Source organism: Lysinibacillus sp. TE18511, assembly GCF_054062295.1.
Map to the genome: position 1 here is coordinate 12,805 of NZ_JBSSFD010000002.1, position 26,449 is coordinate 39,253.

Here is a 26,449-nt window from a genome sequence, read left to right on the forward strand (position 1 = left end):
ATAAATTGTAAGGGTTAGCCAGATAGTAAATTTAATGTTCATACCAAGATAATATTGATTCAGCATCTTGCTGCTCTAAGCTCGGCACATTCCCTGTCATACCAGTCATTCCTGACATTACCGTTGCTTTTATAGACATAACATTTTTTCTTCTTTGGAAATACGTTTGCGTACTTTCAATAGATTGTATACGTTTTTTCTCCATGAAAATTGTTATGCGACTGAACACACGATATTGCATAGTTAATTGCTTTCTATCGATCTTATAACCAGCAGTTTTATGTTGCCAAATACCAAGTAATATCGTTATTGGAATTAACAGCAATGAAAGCAACCCATACGGATATAAGAAATAACTACATGCTCCAATTATAGGTATGAGCCAAATAAAATCAATTCGGTAAAAAAATGAACGAGCTCGCTTTGGCGTACGGATAAATTCTGGACGCCAATTCATCTCTGGAAAAAGCTGTTCTAACGTTTGCAGACAATCCCTTTTCTGAATAAGCGGGAATAGCGTAATTTTTTTATCTTTCCCATCTTCACCGTTTCCTCCGGCACTCTCAACAACTACAGTTGCAAAGCCAAACCATTGTCGCAATGGATTCTCTACAATTCGAATGGCCTGAATTCGATTTAAAGGCAATGTAATTCGCTTTTTCTCAAGCAGCCCTTTTGTAATAATAAGCTTTTCGTCTTCAATTCGGACTGTATAATCATAATAATTGATCAGCGTAATGACCACCGACACACCCCATGCCACAATGAGGATAAGCATCACTATTAGCGCAACTAAAAATACACCAATTTTCACGAAGTCAGCTAGCTCGTGAAAGACCGTTTCATATGGGATTATATCTGAAAACTGAGAGACGGCTGCTGCAAGTCCCGACAACACGACCCCAATACCACCTGAAGTTGTTGCCAATACAAGTAAATCACGTATAGACATACGATAAATCGTCGGAATCAATACTTCCTCTTCTATTGGAAGTGATCGCTCATCAGCTGTTTGTTCAATTACTTGGTTTTTTGCACGGTGCATTTCCAACTCTATGACATCTGCTGCTGCCTTTCGTATTGCCGTTAACTCTACCTCAGGTTTCCCATCCTTACTTCCTGCAGTTTCAACCTGCACCTTTACTAAGCCTAATAAGCGATGTAAAATACCCTCATTGTAATTTAAACTTTGAATACGTTCAAACGGGATGTAACGTTTCTTTTTAACAAACAAGCCGTATTTTACACGTAACTCTCCATCTTCAAACCAATAGACAAATGTACGCCATTTAACAATACCACTAACAAGCGAAAGTAAAGCAGCTACTCCCCATACACCGAACAATAAAACCGTTTGAAAAAAATGTTCACTATGAAAATTAAAAGAAAAATTAAAACCATTCGTTACAATAATAATGGCAACAGGTATAATCATACTTTTTAATGCTTTCGCACTTGTAATAATAGCCGATACTGGGTGTAAACGATTTATTTCCTTAGACATCATCTTCCGCCACCCTTGCTAATTCCGAAATACGGGCACGAAGCCCATCAGCCTCTTCCATGACAAGTGCTGGGATTGTATGTACAGTTGCCGCTGTCGATATTGAAATATTACCCAAACCATATCTTTTTAATATCGGCCCTTGTGTCGTATCAACATGTTGTACGCGCACCATCGGAATGAGTGTACGTTTAACAACAAATAAACCATGTTGCACCTCAATCTCATTTTCACGCACCTCATAGCGCCATCGTTCCCATCTGATCTTCGGAAATAGATAAGCAGATAGGACAGCACTTAGTATGACTACAGCAACTGCAATGAAATAAATAAATGATGGCCATTCAAAATAATAGGTACCGTAGCATACTAACACGGCTATGATTAATAGCAGTAACGTTTGCAATACTCCATATAAACGCCACACTGTTAACCCTTTTCGAGAAATTTTATGAATTGGTTCTGCTCTCAAAGTTGTTCCCTCTCTTTCTATAACTTTGTATACGAAATTAATAATCGTTTTGTTTCAAAAATATGCAAAAAATGGTTCATAATTATACCGTGTGGTTAATTTCCGTTCCGACTGGGCGCTTTCCCGAGGGCGTCCGATGAGCCGCTTCGCTCCAGGGTCCCATCCACTCCAATCAACTTTTATACAGGGCCTAAATCTAAATAAATGTCATCCCAACTTTTGGTGATGAGCTAAAAAAATGGTTTTAAAGCAAACGTTGGGATGGGGCACAATTCGTAGCATCCTCAACTGTTTTGCTAGGCTTCTCCTTTCTCTATTTCCCAAAGATCTTATCAAGTACAGAAACCTCTCGTTTTTTATCTGTCGGTGTAGATTATTCCTCCACATTTTATGTATACCACAATAAAAAACCTTACAGCACTTTGACTGTAAGGTTTAATCATTTTGATGAAGATAAAGTTAGTCTTCGTGACGACGTGGTGCGCGTGAACGACCTTGTCCACCTTCACGGCGACCTCCGTCACGACGTCCGCCTTCTCGACGATTTCCATTTCCACTTCCACCACGACGATCTCCGCCACGTCCGCCTTCTCGACGTCCATTAAAGCTACGGTTACCACCGCGTCCGCGATCTCCTCCGCCACGGTTACCAGAACGCTCACGACGCATTGGTAATGGTCGTTCTTCAGTAATTGTTACTGGCGAGTCATCTGGCTCTTTTGTTAATGAACGAAGTGCAGCAGCTACAACATCGATTGCATCATGGTTTTCAAGTAATTCTGTCGCAAGTATACGATAATCACCTAAATCATTGTTCGCAATAAGACCTTCTAGTGTCTCCATAGATAGGCGTTGTTGACCCACTAAAGCTTCGTCCGATGTTGGTGGTCGAAGTGGTGTCATACGTTTTTTCGTTGTTTCTTCTACAATACGTAGGTAACCCATTTCGCGTGGTGTTACAAATGTTACTGCAAGACCTGATTTACCTGCACGACCTGTACGACCAATACGGTGAACATAAGACTCAGGATCTTGAGGAATATCAAAGTTATAAACATGTGTTACACCAGAAATATCAAGCCCACGAGCAGCTACATCTGTTGCCACAAGAATATCAATTTTATTTTCCTTAAATTGACGTAACACAGAAATACGTTTCGCTTGGCTTAAATCACCATGGATTCCTTCAGCAAGGTAACCACGAATTGATAACGCTTGTGCAAGCTCATCCACGCGACGTTTTGTACGTCCAAAGATGATAGCAAGTTCTGGTTGGTGGACGTTTAATAAACGAGATAAAATGTCGAATTTTTCACGCTCAGCAGACTTCACAAAATATTGATCGATGTTATCAACTGTTAATTCTTTTGCTTTAATTTTTACGATTTCTGGATCATGCATAAATGTTTCAGCAATTTTGCGAATTGCTGGTGGCATTGTTGCTGAGAACAATAATGTTTGACGTTCAGAAGGCACATTTTCTAAGATTGAATTAATATCATCGATAAAGCCCATGTTTAACATTTCATCAGCTTCATCAAGTACCAATGTTTGAACATCTTCTAATTTTAAAGTGCGACGATTAATATGGTCAATTATACGACCAGGTGTACCTACGATAATTTGAGGTTTATTTTTCAGTGCACGGATTTGACGGCCGATTTCTTGACCACCGTAAACTGATAACAATTTCACACGTTTATCATAACCAATTTTATAAAGCTCTTCTGAAACTTGAATCGCTAATTCACGAGTTGGAGCAATTACCAATGCTTGGATATTAGGGTTTTTTGGATCGATTTTTTCAATAAGTGGAATCCCGAAAGCGGCAGTTTTACCAGTACCTGTTTGCGCTTGGCCTAATACATCGCGACCTTCAATGGCAAAACGAATAGTACCTTCTTGGATTGGTGTTGCTTCTTCAAATCCCATACGCTTTACTGAGCGTAATGTAGATTCGCTAATATTTAATTCTGAAAAATTTGTCAAACTTCTCAATCTCCTTTTTCTGCTTTTAAGTTGACAAATGGTTACATTTTCAGATGAAGTTGTCGGCAAATTCGAGCCTGTGTTGTGGAACGTTTCCGTTACTTAAAAATTTTCTCTACATGATGTCACATAGAGCTCTCTTATATGAAAAGGAAAGCCCGGTCTTTACCGAGCGGTTCGATTCTGTCGTAATTTTTCACTTTAGAATAAAACCGTTGTGTTCAAAAAAAAGTACTCTTCAACCAAAGTATGAAGAGTCTTCGCACAAAATGTATCCATTGCTTACACTAGTCTAACATGGCTTTAAACCGTATGCAACGATAACGCATGAGTCGTAATAATCTGACTACTTTGCGGAGCCCTTTAAAAACAATAAAACCTGCGGAAACCATTCAGAGCAACCTTCATCATAACATATATGATGCTTCCCTTTATCAGAAAAATACAAAGTTTTATCGTTCGAGGTTAATGTATTATATAGAAATTGAGCAGTATGATAGGGCACTATACCATCTAATTTTCCCTGTACAATATACACCGGAATTTGGATATCTTTGTAATATGGCTCCACCATCCGGACAAGCCTCATGAATTCTATTGTTGACGCTAAAGGTACATTGTTAAACTTATGACGGTAGCGCAAAAACAGCTCATTATTAGACAGATTACGATTGTATGCCTCTGTAGCAAGCATTTTAAAATCCTTGACCAGTTGCTTAGGACTCACATATTTGGCAGCAGCACTTAATAACACGAGCTTTTTCACTTTATAACGCTTGGCTAAGTACAACGCTATAATGCCTCCCATTGAAAACCCAACCACTATTACTTCATCTACCTTTTTGGCAAGAGCACGAAAAGCCAACTCGGCGTCCATCAGCCAATGCTTAGCGGTGAATCCACGCATATGCAACTCCTCCCCGTGCCCTGATAAAGTAGGTTGTTCAATTAGCCAATTTGTATTCGCACGTAAATAGGTAGTAAAAGGTTCTACTTCATAAGGTCCTCCGGAAAATCCATGTATACATAACACACCTACTGACAATTGCTTTCACCTCTAAATATAAACTTAAGATAATATGAAGAAATCGGTGAGAGCGTGTCCCACCGATTTCTTATAATCAGAGAGGGTCTTCATCCCCTCTGATAAAAGTTTCATCTTATTCAGTAAATGCATGTAAAATCGTTTCTAATTTCATACCGCGAGAGCCTTTTAGTAAGATGATGGACTCCTCGTTAGCTTGCTGTATTTTTTCGATAATTGGCGTATAATCATCCTCTACATATAACAAATGATCCGCATCAAAACGTTCTTTTAATACTTCATTTAAATAAGTCATGCGTGGACCAAATAAGCATACATAAGAGATTTCTTCAGCATGGATATCCTCCGATAAGTCTTTATGGAAGCTCTTTTCGTTTGGTCCAAGTTCAAGCATGTCACCTAACACAAGCCATTTTTCTGGGCGAATCGTTGTCGACGCTATAAATTGAATAGCTGCTTTGACAGAAGTTGGAGCGGCATTATATGCATCATTAATAAACAATGCACCATTTGTTCCCTGTACTTGTTGCATGCGCATGTCTGTAAGGGCCACTTGTTTTAAGGATGCACGAATTTGATCATCATTTAAACCTAGCTTTTGAGAAATTAACATAGCAACTAACGTATTTTTCACTTGATGCTTCCCGAGAACTGAAATAAAGAAATCTCCTTCAATCACACCATGTGTAGTGAAGCTACTACCATCAGCAGTAGCCTCAATATTGTCAGCATACAATAGATTACCGTGCTCTAAGCCAAATGCCATTGCATTTAACTGTTGCTCTTGCGCAACAAGCTCCTGAAGCAATGGTTCATCACCATCATAAAATAGCACTCCATCTGATTGCATCCCTTGAATGATTTCAAATTTTGCTTTAGCAATTCCCGCACGTGAGCCTAAATCTTGCATATGAGCCTCGCCAATATTAGTAATCACTGTCATATGTGGACGAGCAAGTTTCGTTAAAAATTCAATTTCACCAAATCCACTCATACCCATTTCAAGCACGGCAACATCCGTATCTTCATCTAGCTGTAAAACCGTAATCGGCAAGCCTAATTGATTATTAAAATTCCCAATTGTCTTCTGTACTTTAAAGAATGGTGCAAGCGTTCCTGCTAAAATATCTTTCGTGGATGTCTTACCATTTGAACCAGTAATCCCAATAAATTTAGCCTTGTGCTCATTACGATAGGCACTTGCCATTTGCTGTAACGCAAGCTCTGAGTCGTCTACAAAAAGCAATGGTACACCTTGTGGTGGATTTGGTTCATCTTTCTGCCAAAGAGAAGCTCCTGCCCCTTTTTCAAAAGCTTGCAGAACAAATTTATGTCCATTGACCTTCTCCCCACGAAATGGTACGAAAAGATCCCCTTGTTGAATTGTTCGTGTATCAATAGAAATTCCTGATACAACTGTATCGCCAAAAGCTGGTACTTCATCATTTAACCATGCAGCTAACTGCTTCAATGTTTTTTTCAAAATAATCCCACTCAGTCTTTTTTATAGTGAAGCTGTTGTTTTTCTTCAAAACGCTCAATTGCTAAATTAATCAGACGATTAATAAGCTCTGGATAGCTTACATTTGTATGTTGCCAAAGAAGCGGATACATACTAACAGGTGTAAAACCTGGCATTGTATTCACTTCATTAATAAAAATGCTATTATCTGCCGTCACAAAAAAGTCCGCACGCACTAAACCGCTTCCATCAATAGCTTTAAACGCACGCTTTGCTAGCTCCTGTAAACTTGATACTCCATTCTCAGGAAGCTCTGCAGGAATAATCAGAGCTGTTGAGCCATCTTTATATTTCGAATCATAATCATAAAACTCAGTTACTGGTTTAATTTCACCGGGTACAGAAACTTCCGGGAAGTCATTCCCTAGCACAGCTAGTTCAATTTCTCGAGCTACAATACCTTGCTCAACTACAATTTTACGATCATACTGTAAGGCTATTTCGATAGCCTTCACTAATTCATCGCGATTTGTTGCCTTACTAATTCCGACACTCGATCCCAAGTTTGCAGGTTTCACAAACATCGGCCAATCCAATTTTTCTTCACAGCGAGCAATGATCGCTCCCTGTTCATTAGCCCAGTCGCTACGAATAAAGTACGTATACGGCACTTGTGGTAAACCAGCAATTTCAAATAATTGCTTCATAATTACTTTATCCATGCCAGCTGATGATGCTAACACACCATTTCCTACATACGGCAAATTTAGAACCTCTAGTAAACCTTGAACTGTTCCGTCTTCCCCATTTGTACCATGAAGCAATGGGAAAATTACATCAAATTGTATAGCTTTACCATTATTATCGATTAAAAAATCTGTTATATTATTTTCCAAAACAGTTGCATCATTACCAAATTGTAATTCTTCAATTGTACTTGCTGGTTTTGTTAGACGCTCACCACGGCGCCATTCCCCTTCAAGTGTAATGAAAATCGGATATACTTCATACTCCTCGAAATTCAAAGCTCCAGTGACTGCACGTGCCGTCGACAATGACACCTCATGCTCTGCTGACTTTCCGCCGTATAATAGACCGATTCTTTTTTTCATTTTTGTGCCCTCCACATACTTCTTGAGTACTATTAGTTTATCATGAAACGTCTTGACTAATGACATAAAAATCTCACCGTAATTTTGACGGTGAGATTTGAGTGTATATTCATTCTACGTACAAAATGAGAATGAACGAATCAATTATGCCTCGGCATAATTGCGTCCGAACTTTAACTTCTTTCAGCAGGTTTTTGGACACCTGCTGAAAGAAGTTAAATAATATAAATCAATTCATCGTGCTCATTTTTCAAAATTGTATTTAAATCATCCCACACTTCATCAGGGAAGGTATATTCTGACAGGTTACGAATTTCGATACCGTAAGCTACTTTAGGCTTTTCGATTCGATATAATGATAACAGCGCCCCATCTTTAGCAAAAGAACGATAAGCACGCAAAAATTCAGGTGAAATAGAAGGAATACTTGATTTTACTTTCCGACGCCAAAAACCAGTGCTACGTTCCTTCTCACGAATTAAACTGTTAAAAACATTGGCAACAAGTAAATCAGAATCACTTAAATGACGAAAATAAATTTTAGTCATCTTCTCTAAGTCTGAAGAATAGTAGACAAATCGATTTTGTAATTTGTTAAAAAACGGTGAAGTAATCGATTCCTTTTTATGACTTATGTAAAGCAATTCTCCTTGTTCCATCGGTGTTAGTTGGTCTAGCCTCTTCTCATCCATGAAGTCTACCCAACACAATTCTTTTGATTCAGCAGCTTTTTTTACAAATCGATGTACTTCCTCATCTGGTATATAATCAAACTGTGTATGCATATTAAAGGAACCATCTTCATAGGAATGTTTTAACAACAGTAAGTGATGCAGTGGTTCAAGCGCAGCCACAAATTGCGAGAATTTAAGCCCGCTAAAAATGACAAATTTATCGACATCATTCATATGAACATAAATATGATACATAAAATCTTCAGCTGACTTCAATTTTTTAGCCACAACCATCACCCCATTCTTCACTACATTATAAGACTAAATTTGATTTTTTTGAAACATTTTCTGCTAATTGTCGTCACAACAATATACACAGGCGTAAAAGTGTTTTTTGCGTTATAATATGAATGTTAAACATGTGAAAGCACATATGTTGTTAACTACTCTAAATGAGCAAATTTAAAAGAATAAAATTCTATTCATTTTTTACAAATATCTAAGTGAATTTCAAGCCCTTTGAAAGCAAGCACCGAGCTTCTCGTTGGCACGCTAACTTTGGAATTGATATTTGCCTCATATCTACGGCAGATGCCCACATATAGAGATGGGAGACTTCTGTAACTGACGTTGCACTTTCGGTACAAAATTATCTGTACCTGTCGCTACGCTTTCGGTACAAAATTATCTGCTGAAAGAAGTTAAACTAAAAATTGAATCGGAAATAATTTACATTAAATTTACTTGTGCAGAAATACTATTTTAATATAGGTGGCTTGTATGGAAAATAAACGAAATTTTGCGAGTCGTTTTGACTGGACGCTCGCTTTTATACTTCTTACCTTCTTAGTCATAAGTTTGTTAGCCATTGCATCGGCGCAAACATCAGGTCAATATGGCACAAACTTTGTCCCTAAACAATTACAATGGTACGTCATCGGCGCGGTTATTATTAGTATTGTTATGTTTTTCGAGCCTGACCAATATAAAAAGATGTCATGGTATATGTACGGTTTTGGCATCGCCTTATTAGTACTACTTATCTTCATGCCAGAAGGAACAGGACAAATCGGTGAAAGAATTAATGGTGCTAAAAGCTGGTATCATACACCACTTGGAAATATACAGCCTTCTGAGTTTATGAAAACCTTTTACATTTTAGCACTTGCTCGACTTATTAGTAAGCACCACGAAGTCCATCCTTTTAAATCAATAAAAACGGACTTTTTATTGCTAGGTAAAATGGCTCTCACACTGGCAGTACCTTTAGCTCTTATTTTGGAGCAACCTGACCTTGGTTCAGCACTTGTATTCTTTGCCATTACGGCTGCTCTCATTATTGTAGCAGGGGTATCATGGAAAATCATTTTACCGATTTTTGTAGGTGGAGCTGCAGTAGGTGGTACTTTTTTATGGATGGCACTCTATATGCAGGATTTTTTAGAACAAGCATTCGGCTTGAAACCGTATCAGTTTGCTCGAATCTATTCTTGGTTAGATCCCTATTCATATTCTTCTAGTGAGGGATACCATTTAATTACTTCCCTAAATGCCATTGGTTCAGGTGAGATTTTCGGGAAGGGTTTCAAAGGTCGTGAAGTTTACGTTGCCGAAGGTCATACAGATTTTATTTTCACAGTTATTGGAGAAGAATGGGGTTTTGTTGGTGCTAGTTTCGTTATTTGTATGTTCTTTTTATTAATCTATCATTTAACAAAAACTACACTATTATTAAAAGATCCATTCTCAACATATGTATGTGCTGGTATTATCGCAATGATTACATTCCATGTATTCGAGAACATCGGCATGACTATCCAATTACTACCTATCACAGGTATTCCTCTACCGTTTATCAGTTATGGAGGAAGTTCATTAATGGGGAACGCACTTGCCATAGGGCTTGTTTTTAGCATGCGCTACCACTATCGTACCTACATGTTTACCACTCACGATGATGATGATTAAATAGTCCCTAAAGTAGAATGATAGATATAGAAAATGGGTAGTCTCTGTAATTGAGACTACCCATTTTCATTTGTAAACGAGTTAAGCTTGAACTTGCGGAGTTTGTGTTGGTGGTGTTAGCACTTTTAAAAGTTCAAGTCGAGACTTTGTTACAGTGGCTGTTACACCCAATTTCGATAAATTCGAAACAATCTTTTTCAAATCTACTTCTTTTGTCATACATTCCACCTCAATCTTTCCTCGATTTTATAAACGTTTTATTTCCAAAAAAGTTTCATTTTTGCATGTGTATGATGTCTGACAAGTTTATTCATTCCTTATCATACCATTTAACTCAGCTTTAAAATTTTTCATTTTTGTTACAATGTAAAATTTTTCTTTTCACTATTTACCATAAATATCAAAAATCAAACCTACACATACCGATATATCTTCTAGTAATATACCCCAGAAATAAGTTAATACACTATGCGACAATCGATACAAAAAATTAAAAATAGGTGAATTGATTTTGAATTCGTTAGCCTCAATATAGTTCCAGTATTAACAGTCTGCATTTTTTTATACATTATACTTTCAATTATGCTTCGTTGTAATTGCGTCCGGAGGTTTTAGGCCAACAGATGTTTTTTGTGCGAAAGCGCAGTGCTAACGTAGCGTCAGCAACACGACGTTGGTCACTCAGGCGTTTTCACAGGATGTGAAGCTCTTAGCCTGAGTTCCTCTAATTTCAGCGGTTGTTTGGATACCTATAGCTGCGGGAGACATCTGTACCTGTCACTACGCCTTCGGTACAAAAGACATTTGTAACTGCCGTTTCACTTACGTTACATAAAACACTTGTAACTGCCGTTTCACTTACGTTACATAAAACACTTGTAACTGCCGTTTCACTTACGTTACATAAAACACTTGCTGAAAGAAGTTAAATGTAAGCCATTATTAAGCATTAAAAGTGTTTTATTCTCCGTCTCCTTGTAATAACAAGAACAAGAGAGGTAGAATATACATACTAAAATATCGTATGAAAGTAGGGTCTGTATGAAAAAAGCCATTTTATTATTAATGTCTGTTCAATTCCTCGTCTATCTAGGATTTGGAATTATTATTCCTGTCTTACCAGAGGTTATTGTTCAACAAAACTGGGATGATATACACGTTGGTGGTTTACTAACCGTGTACTCACTTGCAAGTTTCTTCACTGCACCACTTTGGGGCATGCTATCCGATAAGGTAGGACGGAAGCAACTAATTTTAATGGGCTTAGTTGGTTTTAGTCTAAGCTTTGTTATTTTCTCATTATTTATAGATAATCTAGCCATTTTATATGTCTCACGTGTTGTGGGTGGTTTATTCTCGGGTGCACTGTATACAGCTGTAACAGGCTTTATAGGTGATATGTCGAGTGAGGAGGATCGCAATAAATACATGGGTCTCATGGGCATGTCCATCGGGCTTGGTTTTATTTTCGGTCCAGCAATTGGTGGTATGCTCGGACACTATAGCCTGCAACTGCCATTTATCGCTTCAGCAATACTAATAGCACTATTATTTATTTATGCAAGTTTCGTCTTAAAAGAACCTGAAAAACGAAAAGATACAAATAAACGTGCAATTGTGCCAAAAGGTGCTGGCACAATGCTGCAATACCGTGTACGTTACTTATTTATGTTCTCATTTTTAGTTACTTTTATGCTGGCTGGAGTAGAAGCTACATTCCAGTTGTTCCAAATTGAAAAAATTCAAATTACACCACTACAAATTGGTTATTTATTTATGTTTAGCGGCTTTGTAGATGCAGCTATTCAAGGTGGCGTTGTGAGACGCATTAAAAACGGAAGCGAAACAAATTGGTTAATAGGTGCACAAATTTTGACAGCTACCGGTATGCTTTTATTCACATTAACAGCTAACTTATTTACAGCAGGCCTTGCCCTTTGCGTTTTTACAGCGGGTAATGCACTTGCTAGAACATGTGTCGTTTCTCTTTCATCAAAAGAGTCTGGTGGCCAATACGGAACTGCTGCAGGCCTTTCTTATTCTATGGATAATTTAGGGCGCATCCTTGGTCCACTATTTTTCACATGGTTATTTACAGTTCAAGCTAATATCGGTTACTATACTTCGGCAGCAATAGCCATTGTTTCGATAAGTTTAATTTTTATTTATAAAGCTTCAAAAAAATCTTTACGACTTGAATAATTTGTGGATAAAAAGCCGTTACTTAATAGTAATTTAAAGTATATAGTACACTTCAAGGAATATTTAACTTCTTAAAGCGGAATATCGGAGGGCCTGTATGAACAAAACAACAAATCTTTTACTCCCCAAAGAGCTAGAATCGTTTCGTTTTGAAATTGAAGATACACTTCTTTCAGCGATGATTATCACACCATACAAACGTTCAACAACGTTAACGGAAAGTAAATTTGCTGGGAAACCTTATTTACCCTATTACCAGGCATATCCGAAAGATATTACAGGTGAGCCTATGCGGCTATTAGCTCAAATTAACTTTGCAGAAATGCCACCATTAAAGGATTTCCCATCTCAAGGGATTCTGCAATTTTTTATTTCATCCAATATTTTCGTGAACGCTGATCATTATCATGAGGATATTTTCCAGCAATTTTACAAAATACGTTTTTACCCTACCATAAATTCCGAAGCCGAAGTTCCAAGACAGGAGTTTTTAGCACAAGCAGCAGATGATTGGTTCCCTATACATCAGGAGTTAGCTTTACAATTTCGACCAATTCAAGAACCTGTTTCTGCTTTAGATTATCGTGCGATACACTATTTACCAAACTTAATTCCTTCACAAGAAGACGTTGATTTACAGGAGGTTTATCTACAACATTTTTTAGGAGCAGGAGCTAAAATTGGTGGCTATGCCTATTTTTTAGAGGAAGATATTCGCCACCAATCGCAACTCCTTCAACGATATGATGTGCTATTGCTCCAAATCGATTCTCATGACGAAATCGGTATTATGTGGGCAGATAGTGGAGTTGGGAAATTTTTCATCAATCGTAATAAGCTACTTCAAAAAGATTTCTCTGATATTTTATTTCAATGGGAGCATTACTAAAAGGATTACCTCGCTTTAGTTTTCGAGGTAATCCTTTTCAATGCTTATTACAAATTTCATATCTTCTTTCCATCTGTAAAGTAAGTTATACTAAATATATTGCAAAAATATAGTTAAGGCAGGTGTAGGAATGAGTATTTTTACAGATGTTGGATATACAATACCTTTAATTATGTTTATAAATATTTTAGCAGCAATGGTCATAATTTTTTTAGAACGTAAAGATGCTACTTCTACATGGGCATGGATTCTAGTATTATTTTTCATTCCAGTAGGTGGATTTGCTTTATACTTACTGCTCGGACGAAAACTACGAAAAAAGCATTTGTTCCGTTGGGAAGGACGCAAGGATATTGGGATTGATAACCTCATTAGCTATCAGACAGAAGCGATTCGAAATGATACATTCGAGTTTCGTATCGAAAATGCGGAAAACTATAAAGAAATGATTTATATGCATCTTAAAACAAATAATGCGGTGTTAACACAAGACAACCACATTGAGATTTTTGGTGATGGTGCTGATAAATTTGAGCAACTTCTTAAAGATATCGAAGCAGCGAAAGATCATATTCACATTCAATATTATATTTTCCGTCTAGATGATTTAGGTACACGCATTGTTGATAAACTTACTAAGAAAGCAAAGCAAGGGGTAAAGGTTCGGCTTTTGTATGATGAAATGGGCTCACGTAATGTTAAAAAACGCCATTTCAAGGAATTACTTAATGCAGGTGGTGAAGTTGAAGTATTTTTCCCATCCATTTTGCCACTACTTAATCCTCGTTTAAATTTTAGAAATCACCGAAAAATCGTTGTGATTGATGGCCGTATTGGTTATATCGGTGGCTTTAATGTTGGAGATGAGTATCTTGGGCTACAGAAGAAGTTTGGTTATTGGAGAGATACACATTTACGTATTGAGGGTAGTGCCGTACATCCATTACAAACACGCTTTTTACTTGATTGGAATCAAGCATCCGATCAACAGAAAATGGGTTACTCAGATCGTTACTTCCCTGCTATTCCCCAAAAAGGCGATGTGGGCTTACAAATCGTTTCAAGTGGACCCGATTCTGACTGGGAACAAATTAAAATTGGTTATTTAAAGCTTATTAATATGGCGAAAAAATACATTTATATCCAAACGCCATATTTTATACCTGATGTTAGTTTTTTAGATGCTATTAAAATTGCGACGCTATCAGGCATTGATGTAAGAATCATGATTCCAAATAAGCCTGATCATATGTTTGTTTATTGGGCTACCTACTCATACGTTGGACAATTATTGAATGCAGGAGCAAAAGTTTATATTTATGAAAAGGGCTTTATCCATGCTAAAGCCATTATTATTGACGATGAAGCATCTACAGTCGGAACTGCAAACCTTGATGTGCGAAGTTTCAGCTTAAACTTCGAAGTTAATGCCTTTATTTATGACTCAAAGATTTCACATCAGCTTGCCGAGCTGTTTGAGAAGGATATTTTCGACTGTACTGAATTAACTTTGGAAATGTACCAAAATCGTTCTTCACTCATTAAATTTAAAGAATCAGTTTCACGTTTACTAACACCTATTTTGTAGAACATAGAACATAGAAAAAGGAAGAGAGCTAGCTCATTAATGATGAACTGCTCTCTTCCCTTTTTTATTTCACACCTAAATACTCTTCTAACGTTATATTTTGTTTTTTAATTTCTTTTGCCTTGTCACTGCCAACATAACGGTAATGCCATGACTCATACATATATCCAGTAATGTCCTCTTTATCTTTTGGGAATCGTAAAATAAAGCCGAAATCCTGAGCATGTGTCATTAGCCATTGTCCCGCTGGTGTTTCGCCGAATTCCTCAGTCAACCATAAATCTTCTTTACCACGCTCCCCAATATCAAAGGCCAAGCCAGTTTGATGTTCTGAGTAACCTGGTCGTGCACTATAACGATCAGCGGCAGCCTGTCCATCACGATTAACATAGTTATTATATAACTTTGTTTGATAATCAAAAGATCGATAGCCACTAAATGCTACTAAATCAAACCCTTGTTGTTTTGCATCAGCCAACATTTGATCTAGAGCTTGTCGTGCCTCAGGATTCTCTCCTGGCGCAAAGGTAGATGGTAGTGGGTATATCTTATTGGCTAGTAAGATACCATTAATATATGTCGGTTCAGTGGGTAACGTTTGATTTGGTAAATAGCCATTCTCATCCGGCTGTTGCTCAGGTTTCACAGGGTTTTCGGTTGTTTTTTTCGGTTCTTCCATTGTAGGCGAGTCTTTTTCAGCTTGTTCTGTTGTAAGTTTTTGCTCATCTGATGCATTACTTTTTTGGTTATTTTTATAGTTATAAACTACAAAAATAGATACAATTAGTGCCACTGAAATCAAAGCCCCAAGGATAAGTGGTAGACGTTTGTTTTTCACTATTTTGACCCCTTTTATAGTTATCAAGTACTACAGTTGAGTTCTTTATTTGTTAAAAAGAAAAAGAACAAGCCCTACAGTAAGTACTGATTACAGTTATACTTTATTGGTATAGTTTCATTTTAGCACTGTTCACAATTTAAGGTGTACGTTTTCACCGTAGATTTTAAAATTAGTCGGTTAGTCTGTGATAATAGTAATAAACACTGCTATAGAAGCAACCGTGAAAAAGATTGCCATGTATTTCATCCATTTTGCCTCTTTTATATAACCTTGCTCTTTAAAACTTTTGGCTCTAAAACCATTCGATAGGGCAAACATAATCGTCATAGCAAATACTGCAAAATTAAAGTTACCCATAATCATAAATACAATAGCTGCAATACTAAAAAACGCGACTAGAATAGATGATAGCCACTTTTTATTCATCTTGCTGTCCTCCTAAAAAAATCGAGGCTACGCAGGCGCCTCGACATAAATTAATTTATGATTTTACTTTTTCCGGATGCTCCGAATAGAATTTTCGACCGATATATGTTTGAAGTATCAATAATGCACCGCCGACAGACCAGTAAAGTGGTAGAGCTGCCATAGATGTCATTGAGATAAAGACAATCATAATTGGTGAAATATAAATAAACATTTTCATTTGCGCTTTTTGTTGCTCTGGCACTGTCCATAATGACACACGTGCTTGGACTAAATATACAATACCCGCGATAATTGTCATAGCGATATCAGGTGAACCTAAGCTAAACCATAAAAACTCATGTGATTTCACATCTGTAGAATATAAAATAGAGAAATAAAGACCCATGATAATAGGCATTTGAATTAACATTGGTAAACAACCCATATTGAGTGGATTGATGCCATGTTTTTGATATAATGCCATCATTTCTTGTTGATACTGCGTTTGTTCTTCTTTAGTCTTTGCTTCCTTCATTTTTTTCTGAACAGCTTCCATTTCAGGCTTAAACGCATCCATCTTCGATTTCATCAATTGTTGCTGACGATAATTTTTTAACATAATCGGCATTAAAATTAAACGAATAAGGACCGTAATTGCGATGATCGCTAAACCATAGTTGCCTGAAAAAATAGTGTTACCGAAAAATTCCAGTAAAAATTCCATAGGTTTTACAAAAAGACCATAGAAAAAACCTTCTTTGTCTTGCACAGCTTGACAGCCACTAAGAACAAAAACGACAAGTCCAAGCATTGAAAATAGCTTCAATTTTTTCATTTTTCCACCTACTATTATTTATCAACTAAAGTGAAGTATACATTATATGATCTATCTTTATCAAATAGCAAGTGCTACTAATTATTGTTACCGCCCTACGTTTTCAGCATAAAAAAGATGCGAGAGCTTTAGCATTGCTAATACGTCCGCATCCTATTTATTCATCATATGTCCCCTCTTTTCAGAGGATCTTTGAACACCCGCTGAAATAGCTAAATGTTTTGAAGCTCAGACTCTGTCATCTCAAAACGATAAAATTCATGATGTAGCTCATCTCGGAAATGTTTGGGTGTTACCCCAGTATACTTTTTAAAGATGCGGGTAAAATAGCTTTGGTTACAGAAATGGAATTGGTCTGAAATAGAAGTAATACTTTTATTTGTGTGCCTTAGATAGTATTGAGATTCCTCTACTCGACGAACATTTAAATATTCAACTAGTGTAATACCAACATGTTCTCTAAAAATACGTGATAAGTGACTAGTACTTATATGAAAATTATTTGCGATGCTTTCCACTGTTAAGTCATTTTCCAATTCATCATTTATATACATTATCACTTTATTAACGGTCTGATGACGAAAAGTCGGTTGCTTGCGATCTGCAATAAAATAGACAAAGAAATCTATTAAATCATCAGCGAATTGTAAAAATTCCGCGTCTTTCATCTGATTTTCGATCATATCATTACAAGCAACGTTAAAAGCAAACGCTTTCTTCGAAGGTACTTGGTTGTCTAGCAATTTACGAGCAACAATTGACGACAAAACAGAAAAATAGCTTCGAACAATTTTAATGACTTGTTTGCCAAAACGTATTGAAAGAATATCAATTAACTCATGCAAAGATTTCTTAGCCTTTGCAGATTCTAAATGGTAAATTTCAAATATTAATTTCGACTCAATATTAAAAAATTCTTCAACACCGATGTATTGGTTAATACTATCGATTTCTTGGAAGTATCTTTTTGATATCGTTTCTGACATAGAATGTTGATGTAGTTGCATAATCTTCCCCATCTTTCCTCAGATTGCTCGAATCACTTTTACAAATTTTGACACTGTTCTACTTATTTCAAATAAGAAAATAGTTTTCCTTATTGATAATATAAACTGAGTCCTATTTCACAATTATATATGGCATATAACTTAAAAATAACCCAACTAAACCATCAGTTTACAAAAAAAATAGACTATACAGTGAATTTTACCATATTCTGCGATTTTCTTTCAACCACATTTTGTCTTTCTCTCTAGTGCTAATTTATCATATATATATAGTAGAAACCTCGTAAACTTATGTTGCACAATTAGATTTTACCATATACATATCAAAATAAATTAGTAATTATTTAAATTTTGTTACAAATTATGTAAGGTTATAACACCTATATATTTCATCAATCGACATTTCTCTTTTTTATTCCGAAATCTTCTCTATATAATTTATACGAATATGTAGTAAAATAGATGATAATACTATTTTTAAAAGTTTAGACGAGGTGTTAATAGTGGATCCAAAACAGATAGAAGAAATTATGGAGATTATTAAGGAGTTCTTCCCTGAGAATACTTCCATCGCAATTTCCGATACAAACGAATACTTGTATTACCAACCGAGCAAGAAAGTTGATTTAAAAATCAAGCCAGGCGATCCAATTAAAGAAGGTTCAGCAGCTCACAAAGCATTAAGCTATGGGCAAAAGATAAGCTCTTATATTGAACCTGATGTATTTGGCATTGCATATTACGGCATGAGTATTCCTTTAATGGAGGAAGGCGAAACTAAGGGTGCTATTACTGCTATCTTCCCACAAAAGCCATCAGCATTTTTAACGAACTACATTACAATTAAAATTGATGATTGCTGGTACCCAATCAAGCATGATCAAGTCATTTATCTAGAAACACAGCTCCGAAAAACATTTGTTAAAACAATGAGTCGTGAAGGGTATCACCGCTTAAACCTAAGTGATCTTGAGCTATTTTTAGCACCTGACTCATTTATACGTTGTCACCGCTCATATATTGTTAATATTGACTACATTGACGAAATTCAACCAGATTCACATTCAACGTTTTTATTAATCATGAAAGATGGTACTCGTATTCCTGTTAGCCAACGCTACGCAAGTTACTTCCGTCGTTCTTTAGGTTTCTAATCTTTTATAAGTACAGCGAGCATTTTCTTATTGAAATTGTCCGCTGTACTTTTTTGCTTACTGAAACAAGCTTATAAGTGCTCATTACTTAAAGTTGTGGATGACAATTTTAAAAATATACACTCTGTATATTAGTTGATTGGAGTGGAGACTGGGCGACTCCTTGGGGATTAGCGGTAGAGGAACGTAGGCTAAGAGCATCACGTCCTGTGGTAACGCCTTCGTGACCAACATCCTTTTGCCCCAAGCGGCTCATCGGACGCCCCCAGGAAGCTCTGCTCTGTGCGAAAGCGAAGCGTCAGCAACAATGTTTTATCTGTGCGAAAGCGAAGCGTCAGCAACAATGTTTTATCTGCGCGAAAGCGAAGCGTCAGCGACAAAGTGCCCAGTCGGAACAGAAATTAACCACACATTTTGGTGATGAGCCAAGAAATTCTCAAAAAAATAATACAGCTCTACATTAAAACGTTTTCTCTGTCGAAAATTCATTTTTATGCTCATTTTTCCTATTTTTACTCATTTTAATGCTATTTCTAAAGTTTTTGTGACAATTTGGTGATAGTATTATTCAAATGGTTGGAGTCATACTACAATCGAATATACAGAAAATTCTTACAGAACTTTTTCTAGTTTTGTAACCGGTTTCCATCAATACTTTTTAGGGGAGGATTTTTTAATGGATGCAAATGTTCAAAAACGCCTAGGCTTAAAAGAACTTGAAAGTAAAATTGTTACTGCTGAAGAAGCTGCAGCGCTTATCTCTAACGGTGATGTAGTTGGTATGAGTGGATTCACTCGTGCGGGGGACGCGAAAGTTGTTCCTATGGCTTTAGTAGAGCGCGCTAAAAACGAAAAATTCAAAATTGATGTATATACAGGAGCTTCTTTAGGACCTGAAGTTGATAACTACTTAGCTGATGCTGGTGTTATCCGCAAACGTGGACCATTCCAAGGAGATGCAACGATCCGTAATTTAATTAACACTGGGGATGTCCTTTATGTAGACGCTCATCTTTCACATAACGCTGAATTAGTTCGCCAAGGAATTATTGGACCAATTAAATATTTAATCCTTGAAGCTGTTGCTATTACAGAAGATGGATTTATTATCCCAACAAACTCAGTAGGTAACTCACCTATCTTCGCAGAATATGCTGAGAATATTATTGTCGAATTAAATATCTCTCACCCAGAAGCGTTAATAGGTATCCACGATATCTATGTACCAGGTGAGCAAGGTCAACGTGAAGCAATCCCAATGACTGATGCTATGCAACGCATTGGTGACATCGGTATCAAAGTAGATCCAGCTAAAATTAAAGCGATTGTTATTTCTGAAGAGCCAGATGCTCCTTCATTAATCGTACCGCCAGATGAAGAAACACAAACAATGGCAAACATTTTATTAGACTTCTTCAGCGATGAAATTAAAGCTGGTCGCTTAACAAAACAATTAATGCCATTACAATCTGGTGTAGGTTCTGTTGCAAACGCTGTACTTGACGGCTTCGCAAATTCAGAATTTGAAGATTTAGTTGTTGCTTCTGAAGTACTTCAAGATGCTGTATTCAACTTAATTGATGCTGGTAAAGTTAAATTCGCAGCAGCTACTTCAATTACACTGACTGAAGAATTACAGAAAAAAGTATACGGCAACCTAGAGAAATACGCTGATAAAATTTGCTTACGTCCACAAGAAATTTCTAACCACCCAGAGCTTATCCGTCGTTTGGGTCTAATCTCAATCAACACTGCTCTTGAATTAGATATCTATGGCAACGTAAACTCAACACACGTATCTGGTACTCGTATGATGAACGGTATCGGTGGTTCAGGTGACTTTGCACGTAACGCACGTCTAGGTATTTTCGTTACTAAATCATACGCAAAAGGCGGCGCTATCTCTTCAATCGTGCCAATGGTTTCTCACGTAGACCACACTGAACATGATGTTGATGTAATCGTAACTGAGCAAGGTATTGCTGACTTACGTGGTCTTGCACCACAAGAGCGTGTACCTTTAATTATCGAAAACTGTGCACACCCAGATTACAAAGAACAACTTTGGGATTACTATAACCGTGCTCTAGAAGCAACTGGCGGCCATCAAACACCTCATATTTTAGAGGAAGCACTTTCTTGGCACGTAAATCTTGCTAAAAACAAAACAATGAAAAAAGAAGTTGCTAAAGCTTAATAACCTAAAGAACGCCTACTAAGTCAAATCTTATTAGGCGTTCTTTTTTGTCGAAAATGGTATAATAAAGTGATAGTTTTATATTTGGCTTTCTTAGTAGTCAAATATTTACATGTCACCAAATACGTAATTTTCTGTCGGAGGAACTATGAAGAAATTTATATATTTAATTATATTCTTTTCATTTTTTGACCTATTTACCCAACTTCCTGTCATGAGTACATATGCTGAATCCTTAGGAGCATCAGCCTTCTTAACTGGTCTAGCAGTAGGCATGTATTCTCTGTCCAATACAATCGGTAATATTATTTCTGGCTTTTTAACAGATCGTAAAGGTCCCTTTGTTATTTTAATCCTAGGACTATTAACGACAGGGCTATCATTATCACTATATAATTTAGTAGACGATCCCATTGTTCTATTAATAGTCCGTTTTGTACATGGATTAGTTGCTGGTCTAACCATCCCTGCTGCATTCACATTTTTAGCAAATGCAACTGAGCAAGAAAAACGAGGTAAGGGTAGTGCTATTTCCGGAGCGTTCGTCGGCATTGCTGCCATAATCGGTCCTGCATTTAGTGGTATTTTAGCAAGTCGTACTAGTGTACCATTTGTCTTTAATATAACAGCAAGCTTTATGATTTTGTTAGGTATTCTTGCCTTTTTCTTACTAAAATCCAATCAAATAAAAAAACAACAATCTGAACCAAGTACAAACATTCCTATAAGTGTATTTTTTAAAAATACACTTACATTAAAGGCATTCTTAGGAGCATTTTTTTTAATGTTTTCTCAAGGCGTCATCGCCTATCTACTTCCTCTAAAAGTGCAATCTTTAGGCTTCGATTCACGTTTAAGCGGGACATTGATGAGTACATTTGGAATTATTGCTGTACTTGTATTTATTTTGCCTACTAATCGTATTTTCGATAAGGTTGCTCCAATAAAAACTTTAGCACTTGGTATTGCTTTAATGGGAGTAAGTCAATTATTAATTAGTCAGGCAGATTCAAGTACGTTACTTTATATTGCAATGGCTTGCTACGGTATCGGGTTTGGCTTCTTATTCCCGTCAGTAAATTCACTTTTAATCGACTCAACTACTGCTGAGATTCGCGGAAAAGCCTATGGTTATTTTTATGCATTCTTCTCACTAGGAGTTGTCTTAGGTTCCTCCTTGCTCGGATGGCTCTCACTAGGAATTGTCAGTGGCTTTATATTTACTGGCGTTGTCTTGTTAGTATTTGCAGCCATTATTATAATCACACACAAAAAACCTTCTCACGTTTAAATGAGAAGGTTTTTTATTTATTTCTTTTTTTCATGAATTTCTTCATGATAATAATGAATACTTGTATGTCCTCCACCTTCAGCAACCATTTCGTTTGAAGCTATTTTCGTTGGGGATGTTCCAGCTTCTGTCGCGACTTCAGTAGTTATACGTTCTGAAATGTTTTTGTGCATCTCCATATTCGTTGTATTCAGATAAGATCCCAATTTAGATTTTGCACCATTGAACATACTTAATGCTTTATCCCGGTTTTCTTTTTTACTTAAATAAGATGCTGCTAATCCAGCTAACCCTGCAATCACAACACCAGTTCCTTTACGTTTTGCCATTATAAATCCCTCCCAAAATAGTGGCTCGTATTATATCTTTTCCTTATTTTTATTAGACTAAACATAATTTTTATTTATGTTAAAGCATATATAAGGTGAGAATCCTCTATCCCTTTCGTTTCTGTCAGATCGTTATGGTGAGGAGTCTAATTTTGTAATTATTTTTGATTATAAAGGACGAATAAAGGTAATTAATGTATTAATACTTGCAACAGGAGAGTGGTTATTACGAAAGATCTAGATTTAGTATATGATTGGGTAGATTTGGCTTCATTAATAGGTGGAGCGAGTGTCTTAACTGCACTAATTTATAGTATCCTTTTACTGTAAGGGGCATCGTGGATATTTTGCCATAGGAAATCAATTATGCATTCATCTCACTACCTATAGAGGTGGACGACTTCTGTACCTGCCGCTACGCTTTCGGTACAAAAAACATTTGCTAAAAAAGTTAAAAGGCAATCTGCATACTTAACAATTGCAGATTGCCTTATTTTTTATCGTTTTACATCATCATAAGCATTAGATTTTTCAAATGCTGCAACTACATAGGAACAAACAGCTTCCATTTTATAGCCATTTCCACGGGCGTATGCCGCTGCATAATCTAATAATTTTTTGGCCACACCTTGTCCACGGAGCTTATCTGATACATATGTGTGATCCATTACCATTACTTGCCCCTTTTGTTGCCACGTAATTTCTGCTAACCTTTCCCCTTCTTGCTCATAGACAAAAGCAAGTTTATTTTCTGCTAGCTGCTGTAATTGAAATTCCATTTCTCACCACTCCTTTTTTTCATAGTAACATAGCCTTTTACATTTTTACAAAGATAGTGGGTGGCACTAAAAAATCCAATCCCTTGAACAAAGATGATAAAAATAAAAGAATCTGCTCACTTTCCTCTAGCAATCAGGAGGAAGTGTTGCAGACTCTTTTCTATGAATTAATTAAACCATGAAGAAATTGTATCCTTTAAATTAGCAAAGAAATTTTTCACACTTGCCCAAAATCCTTCATCTTCCATAAGTGCGCCAAATTTCTCTTTTATTGTATTGCTAATATCATCTAACTGTTCAGACCATTTACTAAAATCAATGTCTAGCTTACTAATTTTGTCCATCAAATCAACTAACAATTGACGGTCCTGTTCACTTAAATTAATTTCAAGCTTGTTTAATTGCTCTTGCACAATCTGTTCAACATCTTCTCGAGTTGCTGGCTTTGATTCTGCAATTTGTTTTTTGATTTCCGTTAGTAATTGTGCAACCTTGGCATCGTCCACTCCTGCTGATTGTGCAAGAGTAGTTGCTACAGATAGTTCTTCATTGGCAACATCTGTACGATCAATATCAAGCTTTTCACCTGTTGTTACTTCATAGGCTTTGTAAATTCCCACAAGTGCTGAATGACCTGTTACTGCTTTTGGTGCAGCCACCTGTACTGTTGCATCTTCAATACCTGCTGTTAGCATTGCGTTTGCATACATTTCAGACGTAACTTGTGTAATATTTGATGGTGTAACAATCTCGATAACTAAACCTTCTCCTGCATTCTTGCGCGTAATTTTAGCAGAGGAATACATACGAGAGCTCGAATTACTATCTTTAATATATTTAACTAAGTCTTGACCTGATACTGTTATTTCTTCAATTTCAGGCTCTTCATCCACTTTTAATGATTTTTTAACAGACTCTTTTTCAGCCTCAGATAAGTTTGCCCCATATACGACGATCGGTACGCCTAGTTTTTCATCAATTGCTTTTGGTGGCGTATTATCAGCTGCAAAACTTGTTGCTGGTGCCATCACGCCAAATACTAACATAGTCGCTGTTAGTATTTTCATCCACGTTTTTTTCAAATTGTGTGACCCCTTTCGTTAGAAAACACATTTGGTCTGTATAATGTACGCCATTATACAGTAATTAGTACGAAAAAAAGACGAGAAGGTTTCAATGTTGTCTCTCGTCATTTCTTTTATTCTGGCAGTATCCCCACTCTTTAGCATCTCACTAATTTCGTGGTTTCTTATGCCCTAAATTTCTTCAGTCCAACCGTTTTGCTGTTTCACTTTACCAGCTTTCAGCAGTGTTCCTAATGCACGTTTAAATGCAGCCTTACTCATATGGAACATTTCTTGAATTTCTTCAGGAGAGGATTTATCGCCAAAAGGCATTTTGCCCCCAACCTCTTGTAAATAGTTTAAAATTCGCTGAGCATCGTCAGAAATACGCTCATGCTTACGTGGTAAAAGTGAACCATTCATTGAACCATCATCTTTTACATCAATAATACGAACAACTACGTCTTGTCCAAGACGAGGTTCTGCATTACGCTCTGATTCATGGACAAAAATGCGGTACGGAGCTTCTACGCCCAATAAAAATGAGCCTACTGGTAATAAACGATACGGGCGTGCCTTAATGTTTTTATTGTGCATGTCTTCAAATGCACCTTCATATAATTCCGAGATTTTTTCTTCAGTTGCTAAACGTCCAAATAAATCACCATTGCGATCTGTACGTAATGTCATAAATACATGGTCGCCTGGTGCTGGCCAAAGCTCTGTTATTGCAGGTAAATCTTCCGCTTTCACTAGCACCTCACGTGAAGTACCGATATCTACAAAAGCCCCTTCACGCTCGGCTACTCTTAGGACACGAGCCCAACCGTATTCACCTTGTACGAAAGTGGGGATAGCTGTCGTAGCCGCTAAATCACCACGACGATCCGCAAATAAAAATACTTCAAGGCGATCACCTACTGCAAGTGGCTCTGTTACCTCTGAAGCATTTAAAGGTAGTTCGTCAACTCCATTTGTTAAGATCCATTTCGATGCTTGTTGCTCTAATACAGTTAACGTAACAACTTCACCTGATTTTAATTCGTTCATATTGTCTTCCTTTCCTTCACACCATCATTTTCGCAAAAAACTTTATAGATTATGTTGTATCTTAGTTGCCTCTAGTTTTTTCGCGATGTCCGGATTTTCTTCCATTACCTGTACAAGATCCGCAATTCGGTCGATTGAATTCCAACTTAAATGATGTTCGATTCCTTCTACATCATCGTAAATACGCTCTTCATCTACACCAATGATTCGCAAAAATTGCTCTAGAAGCTCATGGCGCTGTACAAGACGTTTTCCAAGCTTTTCTCCTTTGGGCGTCAATGTAAGTCCACGGTATTTTTCATAAACTAAATAACCATCTTTATCTAATTTTTGAACCATTTTTGTAACAGAAGAAGGAAGAACAGATAATGCTTCAGCAATGTCAGACACACGGGCATACCCTTTATTAGCGATTAATAAATATATTTGTTCGATATGGTCCTCCATACTAGGTGTTGGCATATCCTATTCCCTCTCTTTCCTTTTCTTACTCTCTAGTTTACTACAAGCTTGGCTTAAAAGTTAACTGAAAATACATATGCCAGAAAAACACTACATGTGCACCCTAAAAAGAACCGACTTCATATGT

At 36.8% G+C, this 26,449-nt stretch carries 25 protein-coding genes; 8 read left to right on the forward strand and 17 right to left on the reverse strand.

Annotated elements, in window-relative coordinates:
- Positions 1-31: 31 nt before the first annotated feature.
- From ACVWXS_RS01445 to ACVWXS_RS01475, 7 genes are all read right to left on the reverse strand, one after another.
- On the reverse strand, positions 32-1,504 hold the full coding sequence (locus tag ACVWXS_RS01445) for a PH domain-containing protein (RefSeq protein WP_456955520.1): 1,473 nt from the start codon (positions 1,502-1,504) through the stop codon (positions 32-34).
- Positions 1,497-1,976 carry a PH domain-containing protein gene (locus ACVWXS_RS01450; protein WP_368637614.1) on the reverse strand — a complete coding sequence of 160 codons (480 nt, stop codon included), beginning with the start codon at positions 1,974-1,976 and terminating at the stop codon, positions 1,497-1,499. Before ACVWXS_RS01450 ends, ACVWXS_RS01445 begins: the two co-directional genes overlap by 8 nt.
- Before the next feature lie 459 nt (positions 1,977-2,435).
- On the reverse strand, positions 2,436-3,965 hold the full coding sequence (locus tag ACVWXS_RS01455) for a DEAD/DEAH box helicase (protein WP_402987516.1): 1,530 nt from the start codon (positions 3,963-3,965) through the stop codon (positions 2,436-2,438).
- 346 nt (positions 3,966-4,311) lie between these two features.
- Entirely contained in the window at positions 4,312-5,010 is a 699-nt protein-coding gene (locus tag ACVWXS_RS01460; RefSeq protein ID WP_368637612.1) for an alpha/beta hydrolase, read from the reverse strand.
- Positions 5,011-5,125: 115 nt separating this feature from the next.
- Positions 5,126-6,493, reverse strand: coding sequence for a UDP-N-acetylmuramoyl-tripeptide--D-alanyl-D-alanine ligase (locus ACVWXS_RS01465; RefSeq protein WP_456955523.1), 1,368 nt, complete (start codon positions 6,491-6,493; stop codon positions 5,126-5,128).
- Between the two features lie 11 nt (positions 6,494-6,504).
- Positions 6,505-7,584, reverse strand: a complete 1,080-nt coding sequence (locus tag ACVWXS_RS01470; protein ID WP_374964979.1) for a D-alanine--D-alanine ligase — start codon at positions 7,582-7,584, stop codon at positions 6,505-6,507.
- Positions 7,585-7,799: 215 nt separating this feature from the next.
- Positions 7,800-8,552 (reverse strand): hypothetical protein, encoded by a 753-nt coding sequence (locus ACVWXS_RS01475; RefSeq protein ID WP_068986747.1) that lies wholly within the window; start codon positions 8,550-8,552, stop codon positions 7,800-7,802.
- Positions 8,553-9,038: 486 nt separating this feature from the next.
- Here ACVWXS_RS01475 and ACVWXS_RS01480 point away from each other — a divergent pair, with 486 nt between their 5' ends.
- On the forward strand, positions 9,039-10,226 hold the full coding sequence (locus ACVWXS_RS01480; RefSeq protein ID WP_068986746.1) for an FtsW/RodA/SpoVE family cell cycle protein: 1,188 nt from the start codon (positions 9,039-9,041) through the stop codon (positions 10,224-10,226).
- Between the two features lie 81 nt (positions 10,227-10,307).
- Here ACVWXS_RS01480 and ACVWXS_RS01485 read toward each other — a convergent pair whose 3' ends face one another.
- Positions 10,308-10,445, reverse strand: coding sequence for an Lmo0850 family protein (locus tag ACVWXS_RS01485; protein ID WP_004232019.1), 138 nt, complete (start codon positions 10,443-10,445; stop codon positions 10,308-10,310).
- Between the two features lie 822 nt (positions 10,446-11,267).
- Between ACVWXS_RS01485 and ACVWXS_RS01490 the strand changes: the two genes are divergently transcribed.
- The 3 genes from ACVWXS_RS01490 (at position 11,268) to cls (ending at position 14,905) form a co-directional block, all read left to right on the forward strand.
- Positions 11,268-12,428, forward strand: a complete 1,161-nt coding sequence (locus ACVWXS_RS01490; protein ID WP_402987528.1) for an MFS transporter — start codon at positions 11,268-11,270, stop codon at positions 12,426-12,428.
- A gap of 97 nt (positions 12,429-12,525) precedes the next feature.
- Entirely contained in the window at positions 12,526-13,317 is a 792-nt protein-coding gene (locus ACVWXS_RS01495) for a YwqG family protein (protein WP_456955526.1), read from the forward strand.
- Between the two features lie 130 nt (positions 13,318-13,447).
- Positions 13,448-14,905, forward strand: a complete 1,458-nt coding sequence (cls, locus tag ACVWXS_RS01500; RefSeq protein ID WP_456955528.1) for a cardiolipin synthase — start codon at positions 13,448-13,450, stop codon at positions 14,903-14,905.
- 64 nt (positions 14,906-14,969) lie between these two features.
- Here the strand turns inward: cls and ACVWXS_RS01505 are convergent, their stop codons facing one another.
- The 4 genes from ACVWXS_RS01505 to ACVWXS_RS01520 form a co-directional block, all read right to left on the reverse strand.
- The gene (locus ACVWXS_RS01505; RefSeq protein WP_456955530.1) at positions 14,970-15,743 is read right to left on the reverse strand and encodes a M15 family metallopeptidase; all 774 of its coding nucleotides are present in this window, start codon (positions 15,741-15,743) and stop codon (positions 14,970-14,972) included.
- Positions 15,744-15,923: 180 nt separating this feature from the next.
- Positions 15,924-16,172 (reverse strand): hypothetical protein, encoded by a 249-nt coding sequence (locus ACVWXS_RS01510; protein WP_456955532.1) that lies wholly within the window; start codon positions 16,170-16,172, stop codon positions 15,924-15,926.
- A gap of 55 nt (positions 16,173-16,227) precedes the next feature.
- Positions 16,228-16,989 (reverse strand): membrane protein insertase YidC, encoded by a 762-nt coding sequence (gene yidC, locus ACVWXS_RS01515; RefSeq protein WP_374964969.1) that lies wholly within the window; start codon positions 16,987-16,989, stop codon positions 16,228-16,230.
- A 212-nt stretch (positions 16,990-17,201) separates the two neighbouring features.
- Complete coding sequence (locus ACVWXS_RS01520) at positions 17,202-17,996, reverse strand: helix-turn-helix transcriptional regulator (RefSeq protein ID WP_068986739.1); 795 nt, start codon at positions 17,994-17,996, stop codon at positions 17,202-17,204.
- Between the two features lie 503 nt (positions 17,997-18,499).
- Between ACVWXS_RS01520 and ACVWXS_RS01525 the strand changes: the two genes are divergently transcribed.
- The 4 genes from ACVWXS_RS01525 (at position 18,500) to ACVWXS_RS01540 (ending at position 22,638) form a co-directional block, all read left to right on the forward strand.
- The gene (locus ACVWXS_RS01525; protein WP_053593997.1) at positions 18,500-19,150 is read left to right on the forward strand and encodes a LytTR family DNA-binding domain-containing protein; all 651 of its coding nucleotides are present in this window, start codon (positions 18,500-18,502) and stop codon (positions 19,148-19,150) included.
- A 223-nt stretch (positions 19,151-19,373) separates the two neighbouring features.
- The gene (locus tag ACVWXS_RS01530) at positions 19,374-19,571 is read left to right on the forward strand and encodes a hypothetical protein (protein ID WP_456955535.1); all 198 of its coding nucleotides are present in this window, start codon (positions 19,374-19,376) and stop codon (positions 19,569-19,571) included.
- Between the two features lie 255 nt (positions 19,572-19,826).
- Positions 19,827-21,347 carry a succinate CoA transferase gene (locus tag ACVWXS_RS01535; protein WP_374964965.1) on the forward strand — a complete coding sequence of 507 codons (1,521 nt, stop codon included), beginning with the start codon at positions 19,827-19,829 and terminating at the stop codon, positions 21,345-21,347.
- A gap of 148 nt (positions 21,348-21,495) precedes the next feature.
- Entirely contained in the window at positions 21,496-22,638 is a 1,143-nt protein-coding gene (locus ACVWXS_RS01540) for an MFS transporter (protein WP_423490905.1), read from the forward strand.
- 17 nt (positions 22,639-22,655) lie between these two features.
- Here ACVWXS_RS01540 and ACVWXS_RS01545 read toward each other — a convergent pair whose 3' ends face one another.
- The 5 genes from ACVWXS_RS01545 to mntR form a co-directional block, all read right to left on the reverse strand.
- Positions 22,656-22,967, reverse strand: coding sequence for a hypothetical protein (locus tag ACVWXS_RS01545; RefSeq protein WP_368637602.1), 312 nt, complete (start codon positions 22,965-22,967; stop codon positions 22,656-22,658).
- A gap of 497 nt (positions 22,968-23,464) precedes the next feature.
- Positions 23,465-23,746, reverse strand: coding sequence for a GNAT family N-acetyltransferase (locus ACVWXS_RS01550; RefSeq protein ID WP_368637601.1), 282 nt, complete (start codon positions 23,744-23,746; stop codon positions 23,465-23,467).
- A gap of 167 nt (positions 23,747-23,913) precedes the next feature.
- Positions 23,914-24,828 carry a DUF1002 domain-containing protein gene (locus ACVWXS_RS01555; protein WP_368637600.1) on the reverse strand — a complete coding sequence of 305 codons (915 nt, stop codon included), beginning with the start codon at positions 24,826-24,828 and terminating at the stop codon, positions 23,914-23,916.
- Between the two features lie 174 nt (positions 24,829-25,002).
- Entirely contained in the window at positions 25,003-25,860 is an 858-nt protein-coding gene (locus ACVWXS_RS01560) for a CvfB family protein (protein WP_456955538.1), read from the reverse strand.
- Between the two features lie 42 nt (positions 25,861-25,902).
- Positions 25,903-26,322, reverse strand: coding sequence for a transcriptional regulator MntR (mntR, locus tag ACVWXS_RS01565; protein ID WP_068984888.1), 420 nt, complete (start codon positions 26,320-26,322; stop codon positions 25,903-25,905).
- Positions 26,323-26,449 lie beyond the last annotated feature (127 nt).